Annotated in this window: 13 protein-coding genes and 1 riboswitch; of the genes, 2 read left to right on the forward strand and 11 right to left on the reverse strand. The window is 30.4% G+C overall.

Annotated elements, in window-relative coordinates; all coding sequences use genetic code 11:
* Positions 1-34 precede the first annotated feature (34 nt).
* Positions 35-1,441 carry a spore germination protein gene (locus tag ACYUDJ_RS16400; protein ID WP_042384449.1) on the forward strand — a complete coding sequence of 469 codons (1,407 nt, stop codon included), beginning with the start codon at positions 35-37 and terminating at the stop codon, positions 1,439-1,441.
* Between the two features lie 90 nt (positions 1,442-1,531).
* On the forward strand, positions 1,532-2,626 hold the full coding sequence (locus ACYUDJ_RS16405) for a Ger(x)C family spore germination protein (protein ID WP_003484108.1): 1,095 nt from the start codon (positions 1,532-1,534) through the stop codon (positions 2,624-2,626).
* Between the two features lie 166 nt (positions 2,627-2,792).
* Here the strand turns inward: ACYUDJ_RS16405 and purD are convergent, their stop codons facing one another.
* From purD to ygfK, 11 genes are all read right to left on the reverse strand, one after another.
* Positions 2,793-4,034 carry a phosphoribosylamine--glycine ligase gene (gene purD, locus ACYUDJ_RS16410; protein ID WP_043032229.1) on the reverse strand — a complete coding sequence of 414 codons (1,242 nt, stop codon included), beginning with the start codon at positions 4,032-4,034 and terminating at the stop codon, positions 2,793-2,795.
* Positions 4,035-4,195: 161 nt separating this feature from the next.
* Positions 4,196-5,695 (reverse strand): bifunctional phosphoribosylaminoimidazolecarboxamide formyltransferase/IMP cyclohydrolase, encoded by a 1,500-nt coding sequence (gene purH / locus ACYUDJ_RS16415; protein ID WP_003484104.1) that lies wholly within the window; start codon positions 5,693-5,695, stop codon positions 4,196-4,198.
* A gap of 213 nt (positions 5,696-5,908) precedes the next feature.
* Positions 5,909-6,526 (reverse strand): phosphoribosylglycinamide formyltransferase, encoded by a 618-nt coding sequence (purN, locus tag ACYUDJ_RS16420; RefSeq protein WP_003484102.1) that lies wholly within the window; start codon positions 6,524-6,526, stop codon positions 5,909-5,911.
* 126 nt (positions 6,527-6,652) lie between these two features.
* The gene (gene purM, locus ACYUDJ_RS16425; RefSeq protein ID WP_003484101.1) at positions 6,653-7,648 is read right to left on the reverse strand and encodes a phosphoribosylformylglycinamidine cyclo-ligase; all 996 of its coding nucleotides are present in this window, start codon (positions 7,646-7,648) and stop codon (positions 6,653-6,655) included.
* A 59-nt stretch (positions 7,649-7,707) separates the two neighbouring features.
* The gene (gene purF / locus ACYUDJ_RS16430; protein WP_080333570.1) at positions 7,708-9,156 is read right to left on the reverse strand and encodes an amidophosphoribosyltransferase; all 1,449 of its coding nucleotides are present in this window, start codon (positions 9,154-9,156) and stop codon (positions 7,708-7,710) included.
* Between the two features lie 91 nt (positions 9,157-9,247).
* Entirely contained in the window at positions 9,248-9,952 is a 705-nt protein-coding gene (gene purC / locus ACYUDJ_RS16435; protein ID WP_043032230.1) for a phosphoribosylaminoimidazolesuccinocarboxamide synthase, read from the reverse strand.
* Positions 9,952-10,431 (reverse strand): 5-(carboxyamino)imidazole ribonucleotide mutase, encoded by a 480-nt coding sequence (gene purE / locus ACYUDJ_RS16440; RefSeq protein WP_003484098.1) that lies wholly within the window; start codon positions 10,429-10,431, stop codon positions 9,952-9,954. Before purE ends, purC begins: the two co-directional genes overlap by 1 nt.
* A gap of 90 nt (positions 10,432-10,521) precedes the next feature.
* Positions 10,522-10,623: riboswitch (purine riboswitch) on the reverse strand.
* A gap of 484 nt (positions 10,624-11,107) precedes the next feature.
* The gene (gene xdh / locus ACYUDJ_RS16445; RefSeq protein WP_042384442.1) at positions 11,108-13,663 is read right to left on the reverse strand and encodes a selenium-dependent xanthine dehydrogenase; all 2,556 of its coding nucleotides are present in this window, start codon (positions 13,661-13,663) and stop codon (positions 11,108-11,110) included.
* Between the two features lie 375 nt (positions 13,664-14,038).
* On the reverse strand, positions 14,039-15,256 hold the full coding sequence (locus tag ACYUDJ_RS16450; protein WP_003484094.1) for a YgeY family selenium metabolism-linked hydrolase: 1,218 nt from the start codon (positions 15,254-15,256) through the stop codon (positions 14,039-14,041).
* Between the two features lie 25 nt (positions 15,257-15,281).
* Entirely contained in the window at positions 15,282-16,610 is a 1,329-nt protein-coding gene (gene ssnA / locus ACYUDJ_RS16455) for a putative aminohydrolase SsnA (protein WP_003484092.1), read from the reverse strand.
* A gap of 30 nt (positions 16,611-16,640) precedes the next feature.
* Positions 16,641-19,658, reverse strand: coding sequence for a putative selenate reductase subunit YgfK (gene ygfK / locus ACYUDJ_RS16460; RefSeq protein ID WP_003484090.1), 3,018 nt, complete (start codon positions 19,656-19,658; stop codon positions 16,641-16,643).
* Between the last annotated feature and the right edge of the window lie 21 nt (positions 19,659-19,679).

Here is a 19,679-nt window from a genome sequence, read left to right on the forward strand (position 1 = left end):
GCAATTATTACTAATAATAAAAATGGTGATTAATATGAATATTGATTTTTATAATACTATAAAAAAGAGATTAAAAAATAATTTTGATATAGTATTTAGAGATGTTTCTTGTAAACAAGGAACCCTACATTTAATATTTATTAGCAACTTATGTGATTCTAGCTTTATAAGTGAATATATAATCTATCCTCTAATTAAGGACAATAATTATACTTATAATATAAAAAATATAAAAGAAAAAATGTTAGCTGCAAGTTCTGTAGAGGAAATATCAGATATAGATGAGGCTATAATAAGTATATTATCAGGAAATGTAATTATAATACCGGATTTTTTTGAAGGAATTCTTTCTGTAGAAGCTAAAGGTTTTGCTAAACGTTTTGTTAGTTCTCCTGTAACAGAATCCGTAATAAAAGGTCCTAGAGAAGGGTTTACAGAGTCCATCATGGATAATCTTTCTTTAATACGTAGAAGAATTAAAAATGAAAATTTTGAGGTAGAAAAATTTACTTTGGGAGAAGAATCTAACACTTTAGTAGCTATGTGCTATTTAAAAAATAAAGCTCCTGAAGATTTAACAAATTATATAAGGAACAAAATAAATAAAGCTAAATTTGAATTTGTTATTGAAAGCAACTATATAGAAGAACTTCTTACTCAGAAAAATACTCTTTTTGACACTATATCTAGTAGTGAAAAAGCAGATGTGGTATGCTCTAAAATTTTTGAGGGAAGAGTTGGAATATTAGTAGATGGGACTCCTTTTGTCTTAACTGCTCCTCATTTTTTCATTGAAAATATTAATATGGCAGATGATTATTATCAAAAAAAGTCCTTTGCTAATATAAGCAGATTATTAAGATGGGCTGCTCTAGGTATTTCTCTTTTTTTACCTGGACTTTATCTAGCTTTATCTACTCATCATTTTTCTTTAATTCCTTATATGTTCATATTTAGATTATCTAAAGCTAGGGCTGGAGTACCCTTCCCAACTATAATTGAAGTTCTTCTTATGATGTTCTTTTTTCAATTATCTAGGGAAGCAGGCCTTAGACTTCCTCAGCCTATAGGACAAAGCATGAGTATTGTTGGAGCTTTAATATTAGGAGATGCTACTGTAAGTGCCAGCTTAACATCGCAATCTACCATGGTTATAGTTGGATTAGCTGCTATATCTACTTTCTTAATACCTAAATTTTATAATGCTGTTTCTATATGGTCTGTCTTAATATCCATTGGTTCATCCATAGCTGGGCTCCCTGGATTTTATATGATGCTTATGGTATTTCTAGCTCATATAAGTTCTTTGCAAAGTTGTGGATATCCTTACCTATATCCTTTAGGTACTTTTGAGAAATATAATTATAAAGATGTACTTTTGAGGAGTGATTTAAAAGATTTATCCAATGATATATTAAAAGATAATCAAAAATCTCAATAATAAATAAAGCCATAAATATTTATAAATTGAAATAAGAAAACCAATTTTATGTTTGTTTAACCTATTTTTTTTCTAAAGGAATTGATATACATGAAAAGATTTATTGCAGTACTATTAGTTTTTTCAAATATATTTTTACAAGGATGTTTCAGTTATAGAGATATAAATAAATTATTATTTGCTACTGCTGTAATTGTAGATGTTGACAACTCAAATAATCCTGTATTATTTGTTGAAGCCTATAAGGGTGTTAGAGAGGAATCCAATCAAAAAGATAGATTAGTATTTAAAGGTACAGGCAAAACTCTACTAGATGCTCTTAAAAATATTAATTTAAGCTCTTCAAATGAAGTAAATTATGAGCAAACAAAAGCAATTATATTTACAGAAAAAGCTGCCAATATAGGTTTAGAAAAGTTTATAGACATCTTTGAAAGAGAACAACAATTTATAATGAGAGCCAATTTTTGCATATTTGAAGGAACTGGAGATGAATTATTAAACATAAAGATACCCGATGAAAAATTTCTTGGGATTTTTGTTTATGATTTAATAAGAAATATAAATACATCCTCTAGTGCCATAAAGTTGACATTAAACGAATTATTAAATAAAAGACTTATGAAAGATAGAACTGCTGTAGCAAGTTTTATACAATTTAACAGGAGGGAAACTGAAAATAAAATATTCTTAAATGGTGGTGCTATTATAACCAAGGATAAATATGTATCAAGACTTTCCGCAGAGGAAACTAAAGGATATAATTTTCTAGTTAATAAAGTTTCTAAAGGTGTATTTCAAATTTCTAATCCCCAGGATAAAAACAAATTAATATCTCTAGAGATATTATCTAGTAAGACCAGAACTAAAATTGAGTATGTAAATGGTTCTATCCATTTAACTAAAAAAATTAAAACCATATGTACCATAGGTGAAAGTCAAGGAAGATTTTATGGTAATAAAAATGAAATAGATAAATTGGAAGCATTAGCAGCCGAAGAAATAAATAAACTTACTTCTTCTGTATTTTCCAAATTTCAAAAGAATAATTTAGATATATTTGATATAGAAAATGATGTGTATATTAGGTATCCTAAATTAAATATTGAAAATATAATTTTAAATACTGAGCTAAAAACTGAAATAGAAGTAGAAATTAGAAATAGTGCTGATATTATTTCATAAATATCATAGAGTTAACACAATCTTTTTTATATAAAGTTAATACTAAATAATAAAATGATACTGTGGCAAAACTTGTATTAACCCAATTTTTATTATTAAAAAATTACTAATAGCAGATACATATGTAATACAAATAATTACTTGTATCTGCTATTTATTATTAATATTATTTTCCTATATCTTTTCTATAATATATGCCCTCAAAATCTATTCTTTTCATCTTGTCATAGGCCTTTTTTATAGATTCTTCTAAGGTTTCTCCTAAAGCTTGAGTACACAACACTCTTCCACCATTAGTTAAAAGCTTGTTATTTTCTAATTTAACTCCTGCTCCAAATATACCTTCTAAACCTTCTATTCCATTTATTGAAAATCCTTTTTCATAATTTCCAGGATATCCTTTAGATGCTGCTATAACACAGGTAGAATAAGCTTTTTTCCACTTTATATTTGCATTTTTTAATTCTTTATTTATTGATATTAATATTAAATCTAGTAAATCACTTTCCATTAAAGGAAGAACAGCTTCCGTTTCTGGATCTCCCATTCTCAAATTATATTCAAGAAGGTACGGTCCTTTTTTAGTTATCATTATGCCAAAGAAAATTATTCCTGAAAATTTTAGATTTTCTTCCTGTAGGCCTTTTAGGGTTGGTTTTAATATATTTTTATCAAAATCCTTTAATACTTCTTCTGTACAATAAGGATTAGGGGATATAACTCCCATTCCCCCTGTATTTGAACCTAATCCACCATCATATATTTGTTTATGATCCTTTGAGGATATGAAAGGTATTATAGTTTCCCCGTCAGTTATAGATAGTATAGAAGCCTCTGGGCCTTCTAAAAACTCTTCTATAACAACTCTTTTACCTGCACCATTAAATTTATCCTTAGTCATAAATTCTTCTAAGGTATTTTTACTTTCTTCAAAGGAGTTACTTATAACAACTCCCTTTCCCGCTGCTAATCCATCTGCTTTTATTACCACTGGGTGCTCACTATTCTTTAAATATTCTAAAGCCTTTCCCTCTTCTTCAAAAACTTCATAAGCTGCAGTTTTAATATTATATTTTTTCATAAAGTCCTTTGCAAAGGCCTTACTTCCCTCTAATAAAGCGGCTTTTTTATCTGGTCCAAATATATTAAGTCCCTTATCCTTAAATAAATCTACTATGCCATCCATTAAAGGTACTTCTGGACCTACAATAGTTAAATCTACATTATTTTTCAAAGCAAATTCTAATAGTTCTTCATCGGATGAAATATTTATATTTTCACACTTATGCTCTAGTGCAGTACATCCATTTCCTGGAGCACAAAATATTTTTTCTACTAAAGGATTTTTACCTATCTTCCAAGCTATAGCATGCTCTCTTCCACCAGAACCAATTATCAATATTTTCATGTTTTTTACCCCTTTAATATATTTAATTCCCATACATTAATCAATTCTAATATTGAGATGGAATTTCTTTATAAAAAATATCTCTTTTATCTTAGTATTAGAATATCTTATTAAAATTTTTATCTTTTAACTAAAATATATTTGTATAAAAATATTTAAATCTAGTGCTTAAAATGTCTTATTCCTGTAAATACCATAGAAATCCCTTTTTCATTACATACCTTTATAGATTCTTCATCTCTTATAGAACCGCCTGGTTGAATTATAGCTTTTATTCCCCATTTTGCAGCTTCTTCTGCTACATCTCCAAATGGGAAAAAAGCATCTGAAGCTAAAACTACGCCATCTCCAGCTCTATCTAATGCTTCCTTTGCTGCCCATATTCTATTTACTTGGCCTCCCCCAATACCTTTTGCCATACCATCTTTAACTACTACAATAGCGTTGGATTTCACATATTTAACTACTTTCATACCAAATATAAGATCTTTCATTTCTTTCTCTGTTGGGGATTTTTCTGTAACTACTTTTGTATCTTTTAATAATTTATTATCACCCTGTTGTACTAATATTCCTCCATCTACCTTTGCCATATCTTTTGACTCTGTAGATTTTTCTTCACATTTTATAACCCTTAAATTTTTCTTGTTTTTTAAGACTTCTAAAGCATCTTCATCAAAATCTGGTGCTACAACTATTTCTAAAAATATTTTTGCAAGATTCTCTGCTGTTTCCTTATCTACTTTTCTATTAAAAGCAACTATGCCACCAAATATAGATATAGGATCACATTCATAGGCCTTAGTATAAACTTCCTGTACAGTATCTCCTATAGCCACACCACAAGGTGTATTATGTTTTAATGCACAACAAGCCACCTCTTCAAATTCACGAACGGTTTTCCAAGCTATATCCATATCCTTTATATTATTGTAGGATAATTCTTTTCCATTTAACTTTTCAAAATTTTTCATAGGATATTTTCCAACAGTAGATGTGTAATAAGCCGCTGTTTGATGAGGGTTTTCTCCATATCTTAAATCCATGTTCTTTTTATAGGATAGAGTTAAGTATTCTGGATATTCCTCTTCTAATAAGAAATTACTTATAGCTGCATCATAGGCTGACATTAGATTAAAAACTTTTCCTGCTAATTTTTTTCTAGTTTTTATATTAACCTGATCATTTTCTTTTATTTCATCTATGACATTTTCATAATCCTTAGTATCTGTTAGTACTACTACATCTTTAAAATTTTTAGCTGCTGCTCTTATCATAGTAGGTCCACCGATGTCTATAAATTCTACTTTTTCATCAAAACTTAAATTTTCTTCTACTTTATTAAAGAAAGGATATAAATTCACTACTACTATATCTATAGGGTTTATTCCCTTTTCTTCTATTACCTTCATATGCTCTTCATTATCTCTTATAGCTAGTATGCCTCCATGAATTAAAGGATTTAATGTTTTCACTCTTCCATCTAACATTTCTGGGAAACCTGTTACCTCTTCTATATCTATTACTTTTACTCCATTTTCTTTTAAATGTTTATAAGTTCCACCTGTAGATATTATTTCTACATCTCTACTTTCTAAAAACTTTGCCAAATCTAAAATTCCTGTTTTATCAAATACACTTATTAATGCTCTTTTTATCACTTAAATTCCCCCAGTTTCAATATTTTTTATTATCTTATTTATCTGTCATAAGTAACTGCCACCAATACACCTTCTTTCAAAGAAAACATATAAGTGGCACTATTTCAATTTGCAAACTACAATTTTTTATATTTCAACAAACTTAATCTACTCTAAACACATTTTTCTATTAGTTTCATTTATATTAATAGTAATTTTTTCATTATTATAAGCTTAGTATGTTTTAATAAAAACTTTTCTTCCTTGTAATTTTACTTTTTCTTCACTTATAAGTTTTATAGCTTCTGGTAATGCCTCATGTTCTTTTTCTAGAACTCTTTTTTGCAATATTTCTGCTGTATCTTCTGCAAAAACTGGTACAGATTTTTGTATTATTATAGGTCCACTGTCCGTACCCTCATCTACAAAATGCACAGTACACCCAGATACTTTTACTCCGTATTCTAATGCTCTCTGGTGTACTTTTATACCATACATTCCATCTCCACAAAAGCTTGGTATTAATGAAGGATGTATGTTTATTATCTTATTTTCAAATTTATTTACTAAATCCCCATTTAATATAGAAAGCCATCCTGCTAAAACTATTAAATCTACGTTTCCATATAAACACTCACATATTTTATTAGACAGGTTGCTTTTATATATTTTTCTATCTAGAGTTAAAGTTCTAATTCCCTTTTTTTCTGCTCTTTCTATACCATAAATATTAGATCTATCCCCTATAACCATTTCTATCTTGCAATTTTTTATATATCCCTCTTCTATTTTATCTATTATAGATTGAAGATTGCTTCCTCCCCCTGAAACAAGTACTGCAATTTTAAACATCTTATTCTCCTTTAATTTAAAGAAAATTTTTCATATATACTCTATAAATAATTAATTCCCCAATCAATTATTTTAAAGATCTAACCTATAAACTAATTTTTATTATAAATCCTTTAGCACTATTTTTTAAATTAGTTCAACAGACTTATCTCCTTTTTTAACATATCCTATTTTATAACCCTTTTCTCCCATTTCTATCAGGTCTTTTATTATATCTTCCCCATCTTTTTTATTTACACATAATACAAAACCAATCCCCATATTAAAAGTATTGTACATATGATCTTCTTCTATCCCTAAACTCATTAAATGGCTAAATATATTTGGTAATGGATAAGAATTTTTATTTATAACTGCTGTAAAATCCTCTTTAAACATTCTAGGAATATTTTCATAAAAACCTCCTCCAGTTACATGAGCCATACCCTTTATATTATATTTTTCTAAAAGTTTCATTACAGGTTTTACATATATTTTTGTAGGAGTTAAAAGAGTATTTCCTATTTTATCCCCTTCAAAATCTTTATGTAAATCTTCTACTAATTTTCTTATAAGAGAATATCCGTTGCTATGAGGTCCTGAAGATGCTATACCTATTAATATATCCCCATCCTCTATTTTACTTCCATCTATTATTTCATCTTTTTCTGCTATACCTACAGCAAAACCAGCTATATCATATTCCCCATCTCTATAAAAGCCTGGCATTTCTGCTGTTTCTCCACCTATTAGAGCACATTCACTTTGGATACAACCATTGCTAACCCCTTCTACAAGCTGAGCTGCAACCTCTGCTTCCAATTTTCCACAAGCTATATAATCTAAGAAAAATAACGGCTTAGCACCATGACATAATATATCATTTACGCACATAGCTACGCAGTCTATTCCCACTGTATTATATTTTTTCATTCTAAAGACTATATCTAATTTAGTTCCAACTCCGTCAGTTCCTGATATTAATACAGGATTTTTATATTTAGGAAGTTCAAACATTCCTGCAAAACTTCCTAAATTATTTAATACTCCCTTTGTAAATGTCTTTGAAGCATGTTTTTTTATAAGATCTACAGATTTGTAACCTTCCTCTATATTAACCCCAGCTTCTTTGTAAGATACCATGAATAACATTCCCTTCTTTAAATTATTAGTTATTCTACCAATAAAAAAACTTAAATTTCCTATTCCAAACTATCTTTAGGCATTTCTATAGGTGCAGATATAGGATATATACCATTAAAACATCCCAAGCAAAAACCTTTATCTTTATTAAGTGTTTCTACTAAGCCTTCCATACTTATATAAGCTAGACTATCTGCTCCTATTTTTTCTCTTATTTCTTCTACTTCTGAGTGAGCACCTATTAAATCTTTTCTATAAGGAGTATCTATTCCAAAATAGCAAGGATATTTAACCACTGGAGATGATACTCTAAAATGAACTTCCTTAGCTCCAGCTTTTCTTAATGTTTGTACTAATCTTTTACTAGTAGTTCCTCTTACTATGGAATCATCTATTATTACTACTCTTTTTCCTTCTACATTTATTTTAAGTGGATTTAGTTTTACAGATACAGCTTTTTCTCTTAATTCTTGAGAAGGTGCTATAAAAGTTCTTCCTACATATTTATTTTTTATAAATCCTATACCATAAGGTATTTCTGAAGCTTCAGCATAGCCTACTGCAGCTGGTATACCTGAATCTGGAACTCCTATAACTATATCTGCCTCTACTGGATATTCTTCATAAAGTTTTCTTCCTGCTCTAACCCTTGATTCATAAACATTTATACCATCCATAGTACTATCTGGCCTTGCAAAATATATATACTCAAAAGCGCAGGTATGACATTTTGTTTTTTCTGCGAACTTAATTGAATTTATTCCACTTTCATCTATAATAACTATTTCCCCAGGTTCTATATCTCTTATAAACTCTCCACCTACACAATCAAAAGCGCAACTTTCTGAGCTTAGTAAATAATCATCCCCAATTTTCCCCAGGCACATAGGTCTTATACCATGAGGATCACGTGCTCCTATTAACTTATCTTCTGTAAGTATAACAATAGCATAGGAACCTTTAATTGCTTGTATTGCATCTACTACTGCTTTATCTATGCCTTTTTTAGCACTTCTTGCTATTAAATTTAATAATACTTCTGTATCTATAGAAGTTTGAAAAATACATCCACCATCTTCTAAAAGTTCTCTTATAACTGCTGCATTAACTAAATTACCATTATGGGCTATGGCAATAGAGCCTAATTTATAAGTACCTACTATAGGTTGTGCATTATCTGATTTACTAGCTCCTGTAGTGGAATATCTAACATGCCCTATAGCAGAATTTCCTCTTAATCCTTCTATGGTTTCCTTACTAAAAACATCTGATACGAGACCCATATCCTTATGATATTTAAACTTTTCTCCATCAGATACTACTATTCCTGCACTTTCTTGTCCCCTATGTTGAAGAGCGTATAATCCGTAATAAGTTATTTCTGCTGACTTTGATTCATTATCTTTAGAAAATACTCCAAATACCCCACATTCTTCTTTAAACTTATCTCCTTCTAAATCAAAGGGCATATTTTCATTTAAATCATCTAACATATAGCACATACTCATTTTTACTCCCCACTTATTTTCTATTTTTAAAGTTTAATCTTCTTTTAGATTATTCCCAGCTGCTGCAAAAATAATTTTAAACTATAACAATTTATTTATTGACTCTCTTTAATATTTCCATATAAGCTTCTTTTACATTTCCCATGTCTCTTCTAAATCTATCTTTATCTAACTTTTCCCCTGTGCTTTTATCCCATAATCTACAAGTATCTGGGGATATTTCATCTGCTAAAAGTAGCTCATCATTAAATCTTCCTATTTCTATTTTAAAATCAACTAAATTTATTCCTTGCTTATCAAAGAATTCTTTTAATGTATTATTTACTTTTTCTGCTATAGAATACATTTCTCTTAGTTCCGCAAAGGTTGTAAGTCCTATAGCCACTGCATGATAGTCATTTATAAGAGGGTCATTTAAATCATCATTTTTATAACTTATTTCAAATACAGTAGTATCTAATTTTCTTCCTTCTGAAAGTCCTAATCTTTTTGCCATACTTCCTGCTGCTATATTTCTAACTATAACTTCTAGTGGAACTATTTCTACTTTTTTGCAAAGCTGTTCTCTTTCATTTATCTTTTCTATAAAATGTGTTTTTACACCCTTTTTTTCTAAAAGTTCAAATAACATTGCTGTTATAGAGTTATTCATAACTCCCTTATCTTCAATAGTTCCTTTCTTTTCCCCATTAAAAGCTGTGGCATCATCTTTATAATACACAACAACTGTATCCTTATCATCCGTTTCGAATATTTTTTTAGCCTTTCCTTCATATAACATATCCTTCTTTTCCATTATAACTCCACTCCCTCTTTGTTATCATTTATAAATTTTTCTTTCATATCTTTTCTATATTCTATAAGTTTTTCTTTTAATTCATCATACTTTAAAGATAATATTTGTACCGCAAGCATTCCTGCATTATAACTATTATTTATACCCACTGTAGCTACAGGTATAGATTTAGGCATTTGAACTATAGATAAAAGTGAATCCATTCCTCCAACTGCGGCTTCTATAGGCACTCCTATAACCGGAAGAATCGTATGAGAAGCTATAACCCCAGGTAAATGTGCTGCAAGACCTGCCCCAGCAATTATACATTCATAACCTTCCTTTTCTAAATCTTCAATTGTTTCCATCAACTTTTCTGGTACTCTGTGTGCTGAAAGTATGTAAGCTTTATATTCTATACTAAATTCTTTTAAAGCTTTAGCCGCTCCCTTCATTTTATCAGTATCAGATTTACTTCCAAAAATAATAGCTACTTTCATGTACTAGACCTCCTTATATTTAAATATATAAAAAATTCCGCTAAGATTTCTATGGAGAATCCTAAAGCGGAACTTAAGCGCACTGCAAAAGCATAGCTAAGATTCATCCATAGACAGGGAATTTATGGTTCCCTCGTAGAGACTCTCAAACCTTATTATTGAGATTATATGGATGATATATTCATTTGTTTTATGTACTCATGGTAACATATAATTCTTAATAAATCAACATGCTTTTATAAAAACATTCGTATTTTATTGGTATTTTATTTATTTTTTCGTAATATCATTCGTAATGGAACGAACAATTTGTCAGATGAGAAATTCACTCAAATATATATTATATTGTAATAGAAATAATTTATAATAGAAATTTATTTCTGAAAATAAAATAGATTTAATTTTCAGATATCAAGCAAAATAATATATGGTAATAAACATATGAATAAACTTTAGAATTTTCTAATCTTTTTAAATCGGGAGCTTTTGTTATTAATCAAAGAATGAAGGTAAAAAACCGATGGCCAAGCCACGCATGACTTTTCCACCGGGTAAAAAATTTTTAATAGAGAAAATTTGAAATCCTTAGTCAAATAATTGATCTATCTATACGTGTATTTTTTATATTTGCATGGTTGAATTTAAATCTATTTTAAAATAGTGCTATCTAAGATAATTATTTTTTTCTTCTATAAGCAGTATCTTTGAGAGGAAGTTTTTTTCTAAATTCTCCATCAAATTTATAATACGCTCCTTGGGAGGCTGGCGCTGTTGGTATGGTTGTAATTTCTCCTATTCCTTTTGCACCATAAGCTAAATCATTAGTATTCTTTTCAATTATTGTTGTTTCAATTTCTGGTATGTCAGTAGCTCTAAACAAACCTAATGTACCAAATTTAGCCGTTGGAATAGATTTATTTAAAGGATAATCTTCTGTAAATGCATATCCAAGGCCCATAACTATTCCTCCCTCAATTTGCCCTTCCACATTAGTTAAATTTATAGCTTTTCCCACATCATGAGCTGCAACCACTTTTTCTACTTTTCCCTCATCGTCAAGAATAACCACTTGTGTTGCATAGCCATAAGCCACGTGACTTACTGGATTCTTTTTATCAGAATTAATAGGATCTGTAACCCCTTGATATTCCCCATAAAATTCTTCACCTTCACACTCTTCTAATGATGTAGTTAATAATTTTTCCTTAAGCTTTAATGATGCCATTCTTGTGGCTTCTCCAGTAAATACTGTTTGTCTTGATGCTGTAGTTGTCCCTGAATCTGGTGCAAATTTTGTATCTGGTAAATCTAAAATTATCTGTTCTGGTAATAAACCTATTGTTTCACATATTATTTGTGTAAGAATTGTTCCAAGTCCTTGACCTATACAAGCTGCACTAGTTCTTATATGAACCTTTCCATCTATTACTACTAAGTTGCATCTTCCAATATCCGGTATTCCAACACCAACTCCTGAATTTTTCATACAACAGGCTATTCCTGCACATTTACTCTTTTCATATACATCTTTCACAGCTAATATAGTTTCTTTAATTGCAGTTCCTTTATCAGCAATTTGTCCATTAGGCAGTGCATCTCCAGGTTCTACTGCGTTTTTAAATCTTATTTCCCAAGGAGATATACCAACTTTTTCAGCTAAAAGATTTAGGTTGCACTCTGATCCAAAAACTGATTGTGTTACTCCAAATCCCCTAAAAGCTCCTCCTGGAGGATTGTTAGTATATACAGCTGTACCTTTTATTTTCACATTAGGGCATTTATATGGGCCAGCTGCATGAGTACAAGCTCTTTGAAGTACAGGCCCTCCTAATGATGCATAGGCACCAGTATCTGATATAATATCTGCTTTAAAAGCAGTTAAATTTCCTTTTTCATCACATGCAGTAGTAATTGTCATTTCCATAGCATGTCTTTTAGGATGAATCTTTATACTTTCCTTACGACTTAACGTTATTTTAACAGGCTTTTTAATAGTCCATGCAAGAAGAGCCGCATGATGTTGTACACTCATATCTTCTTTTCCACCAAAGCCTCCACCCACATATTTGCTAATAGTCCTTACTTTTTCTTTAGGAAGCCCTAAAAGCTCAGAAATCTCTCTCTGCTCATCATATATACCTTGGCTTCCTGTATAAATAATAACTCCATCCCCATCTGGCATAGCTAAAGCACTTTCAGGCTCTAAAAAAGCATGTTCAGTAAATGGAGTGGAATAGTGATTTGTAACCACATATTTAGAATTGGCTATCGCCTCATCCACATCTCCTCTATTAACTTTTTCCACTGTTAAAATATTTCCCTTAGGATGAATTTTAGGTGCCTTTTCATCCATAGCTATATTAGGATCAGAAATAGGTTCTAATTCTTCATATTCTACCTTTATTAGATTAAGTATTTCTTTTAAAGCCTTCTTATTTTTTGCAGCTACTAAGGCTACTGAATCTCCAACATATCTTGTTTCCTCACCCACATCTATCATTGCAGGCCAATCTTTCATAATATGTCCTATATATCTTTTTCCTGGGACATCTTGTGCTGTAATAATTGTTTCTACATCTGGATGTTTTAAAGCTTCACTTATATCAATACTTTTTACTAATGCTCTAGGATATTTTGTTCTTAAAGCAGAACCATAAATCATTCCTTCTACCTTCATATCATCTACATATTTTCCTATACCCAAAATTTTATCTTTTGCATCTATTCTTGGAATATTTTCACCTATTTTTCCTTTATATTCTTTCGCAAATGGAAGTTTACCATTTCTAAATGCCTCTGCTGCCATTTCAATAGCTTTTATTATTTTCACATATCCAGTACATCTACATACATTTCCTCTAATAGCAGTTTTGATTTCTTTCTTATTTGGATTTAGATTTTTATCTAAAAGTGCCTTTGCACTTATTATCATCCCTGGAATACAATATCCACACTGTACTGCTCCAGCTTTAGAAAAAGCCCAAGTAAAAACATCCTTTTCAAATTCTGTTAACCCCTCTACAGTCTTAACATCTTTTCCATTCACCTTTGCAGTTGTACATATACAGGCTCTAAGTGCCTTACCATTAACAAGTATCATACAGGCTCCACAGGCTCCTTCTGCACACCCATTTTTTACTGAAGTTAAATCCTCATTATCCCTCAAATATTCAAGTAAATTAATATCCTCTGAAACAGATACATTTCTTTCATTTAATATAAATTCATACACATTTATTACCCCCATATATTTATGTATCAATAAGCCTATTATTTTCTCTTTATATGTCTAAATGTATAAAACTATAAATGAACTTTATACGATGACTACTACCTCTAATACTCTCATCTTCTTAAAAGTTGGAATAAAGAGTAGCTACATCACTGGATAACTATTTTATAAGCTGTAATAGGAATAAAAGCTCCCTCTAAAGCCAAGAACTCTGTTTATGATAAAAAAATGTATAATGAAGAAATGGAGATAAATTTTCTCCATTTCATCATTTATTTTTATTATTTAAAATATACTAACTTTTTAAAATATACTAATAAAATAAATCAGAATCCTATTTTATTACACAGCACAATTTAATATATACTTACATTATTATTTATTAACAAATTCTTTTACATAAGTTATTGGTATAAGAGCATACATTGCTGCAGCTTTTACTAATTCTTCTTTCCAAGTTCTTTCATTAGGTGCATGCGCTTGATCTTCATGTCCTGGTCCAAATCCAATGCATGGTATTCCATATCTTCCCATTATAGAAACTGCGTTTGTGGAGAATGTCCATTTATCAACCTTTGGCTCACTTTTAAATAAATCTTTATAACACTTCACAGCTGTTTCACATATTGGATGATCTTCTTTTAATACCCAAGTTGGAAAGAAACATTCTGTTGGATATACCAAATCAGTATATGAAGGTCTTTCATAACTATACATTTCAACCTCAGCCTTTGCAGCTTTAACTGATGGTAAATTCTTAATCTGTTGAATTGCATATTCCCAAGTCTCACCATCAGTAAGTCTTCTATCTACAGATATAGTGCATCCATCTGCAACAGCGCATCTGGAAGGTGATGAAAAGAATATTTCAGATACAGTTAAAGTACCTTTTCCTAAGAATTCATCATCCTTTAAATTTTCATTTAAAGCTTTTAATTCGTTTAATATAGGAGCCATTTTAAATATTGCATTATCCCCTCTTTCAGGTGCTGATCCATGGCAACTAATACCATGGGTTGTAACTTTTATTTCCATTCTTCCTCTATGCCCTCTATATATATTTAAAGAAGTTGGTTCTGTAATTACAACAAATTCTGGCTTTATTTTATCTTCATTAACTATATATTGCCAGCATAATCCGTCACAATCTTCTTCCTGAACGGTACCTGTTACTATTAATGTATAATCATCCTCTAACCCAAGATCTTTAATTATTTTACCTGCATATACCATAGAGGCCATTCCGCCTTCTTGGTCTGTTACTCCCCTTCCTATTATTATTTCATCATCTTCATAGCCTTCATAAGGATCATAGTTCCATAAATTTCTATCGCCTATTCCAACTGTATCTATGTGAGCATCCATAGCTATAACATGTTTTCCATGGCCTATGTATCCTAATACATTTCCCATAGGATCTATTTCTACTTTATCAAAGCCTACTTTTTCCATCTCTTCTTTTATTCTAAGTATTACGCCTTTTTCATCGCAACTTTCACTTGGAATTCTAGCCATATCTCTTAAGAATTTTGACATTTCTGATTTGTACTTTCCAGCTAATTTTAATATTTCTTCCTTTTTAATGTTTTCCATTTAAATCCCTCCAAAATTTTTTATATTAGAATCGTTTCCAAACTTCTTTTGCTAGTTCTCTACTTCTAGCCATAACTCTCTCTTCATCGACATGAAGAAGTTTTCTGTCTTCCATTAAAACTTTACCATTTATAATAGTTGTATCTACATGTCTTCCATTGATACCAAATAATATATGACCATTTATATTATTTTCATTAATTGGTGTTGGTGGATTATAATCTACTACGATTATATCTGCTAGAGCACCTTCTTTTAAAACTCCAACCTTACCATCAATAAATCTTTCAGTAATTTTCCTGTTATTTTTAAATAACATTTCAGGAATTTCGGTCCATGCAACAGTTGAATCACCGGCAGCATGTTTATGAATAATGTTTGCTACTTTATAAGATTCAATAATATCTGGAGTGTATCCATCAGTTCCTAATCCTAATAAAATACCTTTTTTGTACATCTTAAGTACTGGAGAAACGCCTACTGCATTACCCATATTAGATTCTGGATTATGAACTACTATTGTATTCTTTTCTTTAAGCATATCCATTTCTTCATCTGAAACATAAATACAATGTACAGCTATAGTTTTATCACAAAGAACTCCTGCATCATTCCATCTTTCTATAATTCCCTTGCTGTATTTTTTCTTTGAATCCTCTAAATCTTCAATACCTTCTCCACAATGAACATGGAATCCTGTATTTAAACCTTTAACTGCGTCTACACATTTTTCTAGAGTTTTATCAGATATTGTCATAGATGCATGAAGCCCAAACATACCTTTGATCATATCATCATTTTTAGCATTACAGTGCTTAATAAATTCTACATTCTCATTAATGCCTTCTTGTGCAATCTTTTCCCCATCTCTATCAGAAGTTTCGTAACACAAATTACTACGAATTCCCATTGTCTCTGCTGCTTCTGCAATTTTAAATAAGCTTCCTTTAACAGCGTGAGCACTAGCATGGTGATCAAATACAGTTGTTACACCATTTTTTATTTGATCAATCATAGGTACCGCAGCACTATAGTAAACATCTTCTAAGGTCAATACCTTATCTAATCTCCACCAAAGACCTGTAAGTATGTCACATAATGACTTTGCTGGCGGACTATCATTAGCCATTCCCCTAGCAAAAGTACTATAATAATGCATATGAGTATTTATAAATCCTGGCATTATAAGTTTTCCTTTTGCATCTATAAATTGAGATTCCTTATACTTATTTTTTAAAGTTTCTGTTGATCCAATCTCAATTATTTTATTTTCATCAACAGCAATACATCCATTGTCTATGATTGGTCTAGTATTATCTCTAGTTATAACCTTTCCATTTCCGATCAGCAACATATGATTTACCTCCCCATTTTTAATATTAATTTATAACATATAACTATATTCATTTATGAAAGTTTTAATCATACTGTCCATTTCTTTTGAAGCATCATTTTCTTTTCCAATAGTATAATCTATAATTTCAGCATCTTCTCTTCTAACCTTACAGATTCCCTTATCTTTATCTATAACTAAGAATCCTTTATTTGTACTATTTTCAAAATCCTCCTTAGTCCAGAAAAGTGTTAATTTATCTTTATATGGATTTCCTTTGTAAGGACAGAATATACCACAGTTACCACATTCATTACACATTCCATCTAAATGTACTATTTGATGTGAAGAATCAAATTCTCCATCTACATTAATAACTACATTAGCTCTGTTAGGACAGACATCTACACATAATTCACATATGTTGCTACAAGATAGACATCTTTCTGATTCATTTTCTAAACAATTATGATCTTTTAATATACCCTTTTTACTGTATACTTTTTTCTCATTTATAGAAAAGACTTTCTTATCAAAATCATTACTTAGTCCTTCTTTTAATAAAATGTCTTTACATACTGCCTTACCATCAGCCATAGCTTTAACAATGGTAGCTGGTCCTTTTTTCATATCTCCGGCCACATACACATTAGTAATATTTGTTTCACGCGCTTCATTTACCTTAGGGAATCCCTTAGCATCTAATTCTATTTTGTTATTTTTAAGTAGATCACTATCTACTTGTTGTCCTACAGCCAAAATAACTGTATCCGCTTTTAATTCCACAGTATTACCAGTGCCAACAGGCTTTCTTCTTCCTGAAGTATCTTTTTTCCCTAATCTCATCTCTTCACAAATTAATTTTGAATCTTTTATAGACATTGGTGAAAGTAACTCTTTAAATAATATACCTTCTGATTGAACCAACTCTATTTCTTCTAGGCTAGCTGGCATATATTTTTTAGTTCTTCTATAAACTATGGAAACTTCTTCTACTCCATTAGTTCTCTTAGCTGCACGTGCTGCATCCATAGCTACATCGCCGCCGCCAATAATACAGACATGTTTTCCTAAATCAATATCTCCTTTAGACTTTTTGTGGTTTTCAAGGAATGAAATAGCATCAATGGCTTTTGATTCACCCTCTTTTAATGCTAACTTGCCTGGTTTCCAAGCACCTATTGCTAATACCACATAATCGTATTCTTTCTTTAGATCATCTATATCTAAATTTTCATCAATACCAAATTTAAATTTAACGCCTTGTTTTTTAACAAGTTCAAAGTCTTTTTTGATCATTTCAGAAGAAATTCTAAATTCTGGAATAACATATTCTATAACTCCATAAGGCTTTTCTTTTCTATCCATTACAGTTACATCTACGCCATTTCTTCTCAAGAATAGCGCTACTGACAATCCTGCTGGACCAGCTCCTATAACCGCTACTTTTTTGTCACTTCTTATATTAGCTTCTTTAATGTTTTCAATATATTTATCTTCAGAATTTAAAACAGCTACTTTTTTCATATCTCTAATTAGAACTGATTCATCATAATCAAGTCTTGTACATTTATATTGACAGTTATGATTACATATAGTACCTGTTATTGCTGGTGAAGTATTATCCTTAGCTATTACTTCAAAAGCTTCATCATATTTTTTTTCACCAACTAGAGATACATATTCAGGTATTTGTTGATTTATAGGACATCCTATAGTACAAGGTGCTATTGCACAATCATAAGTTGGAAGTTCTAAAGAAATCTTTCTGCTATTTACAGGTCTAAGATCTTTAAGATGGTATTTATCAGTTAAAGCTGAATTAGCAAGATCATTTAAATATTTTATATCAATACCTTTAAATTCACCTTTAAGATGCTCTTCTACCTTTTTAGCCATTTGAGTTATTCTTTCATAACCACCTGGTTTCAAAATAGTAGTTGCAAAAGTAATTGGTTGAATACCTGCTTTTAAAATCTTTTCTACATTAAAGAAATCTGCACCACCTGAATAAGATATCTGTAAATCCCCATCAAATTCTGAAGCTAATTTACTTGCTAAAGATATTGTAAGTGGGAAAAGAGAACGTCCTGACATATACATTTCTTCTCCAGGTAACTCACCATTTTCAATCTTAACTGGCAGTGTGTTGGTAAGCTTCACTCCTATTTCTAACTCTAACTTTTTAGCAAGAGATTTTAGACGTTTAAGCATGGATACTCCATCTTTATATTGCAAGTCATTTATAAAGTGATTAGGATTAAGAACTACATAATCATATCCCATTTTGTCAAAGGTATCTCTAACAAACTTTTCTCCTAAAAGGGTTGGATTCATCTTTATAAAAGTATGAAGATTTTTTTCTTCTAAAAGATACTTTGCAATTTTTTCAATTTCTTCTGGCGGACATCCATGAAGTGTAGATAATGTAATAGATGGACAAACTGCTGGTGAAATTTTATCCAAATCTTCTTTACTAAAATTAGAGAACAAATCTATGTTAGAAAGTAATATTTCCCTGCACTCATTCCAAATTTTTGTAGTAGATGCATTTCTCATTCCGTCTATATAAGCATCAACTTTAGGTGATTTTATTCCATCCAAATCATAACCTACACTCATATTAAACATAAAGTCTCTTTCTTCACTTAAATTTAATTCTTTCATTAAAACATGAAGCAAAAACCAAGCCTTTATGTATTCATCATAAGCCTCTGGTACTGTTAGTTCTGTAGACCATTCCACATTATAGCATTCATCTTGTGCATGGATACATGGTTTAGCTACAGGCAAATCCTCTCCATCAATAACTTGTACTGTTTTTAATTCAATAAAACGACTTCCTGCTAAGTAAGACGCAACTATGTTTTGTGTTAATTGGGAATTAGGACCTGCTGCTGGACCAAGTGGCGATGCTAATTTTTTACCAAATAATTCTATATATTTCTCACTATCATTTTTATAAAACTTGTTCTTATGAATTCCAAAAATAGATTCTTTTTCTTTAAGCTCTTTAGTAATCCATGTAATCATTTTATTAAAAGAAATTGGTCGCATCTTATCACCCATATAAACTTCCCCCTTAAATAT

The organism is Clostridium sp. CTA-6 (genome assembly GCF_054768115.1).

Coding starts and splice junctions, on each gene's coding strand:
- ACYUDJ_RS16400 (WP_042384449.1), top strand. CDS start 35: ATGAATATTGATTTTTATAATACTATAAAAAAGAGATTAAAAAATAAT.
- purC (WP_043032230.1), bottom strand. CDS start 9,952: ATGGAAAAGAAGGATATGTTATATGAAGGAAAGGCTAAAAAAATATTC.
- purN (WP_003484102.1), bottom strand. CDS start 6,526: ATGTTTAAAATTGCAGTACTTGTTTCAGGGGGAGGAAGCAATCTTCAA.
- ACYUDJ_RS16450 (WP_003484094.1), bottom strand. CDS start 15,256: ATGGAAAACATTAAAAAGGAAGAAATATTAAAATTAGCTGGAAAGTAC.
- purD (WP_043032229.1), bottom strand. CDS start 4,034: ATGAAAATATTGATAATTGGTTCTGGTGGAAGAGAGCATGCTATAGCT.
- ygfK (WP_003484090.1), bottom strand. CDS start 19,658: ATGGGTGATAAGATGCGACCAATTTCTTTTAATAAAATGATTACATGG.
- purE (WP_003484098.1), bottom strand. CDS start 10,431: ATGAAAGTAGCTATTATTTTTGGAAGTAAATCTGATACTGATAAAATG.
- purM (WP_003484101.1), bottom strand. CDS start 7,648: ATGGTATCTTACAAAGAAGCTGGGGTTAATATAGAGGAAGGTTACAAA.
- ACYUDJ_RS16405 (WP_003484108.1), top strand. CDS start 1,532: ATGAAAAGATTTATTGCAGTACTATTAGTTTTTTCAAATATATTTTTA.
- ssnA (WP_003484092.1), bottom strand. CDS start 16,610: ATGTTGCTGATCGGAAATGGAAAGGTTATAACTAGAGATAATACTAGA.
- purF (WP_080333570.1), bottom strand. CDS start 9,156: ATGAGTATGTGCTATATGTTAGATGATTTAAATGAAAATATGCCCTTT.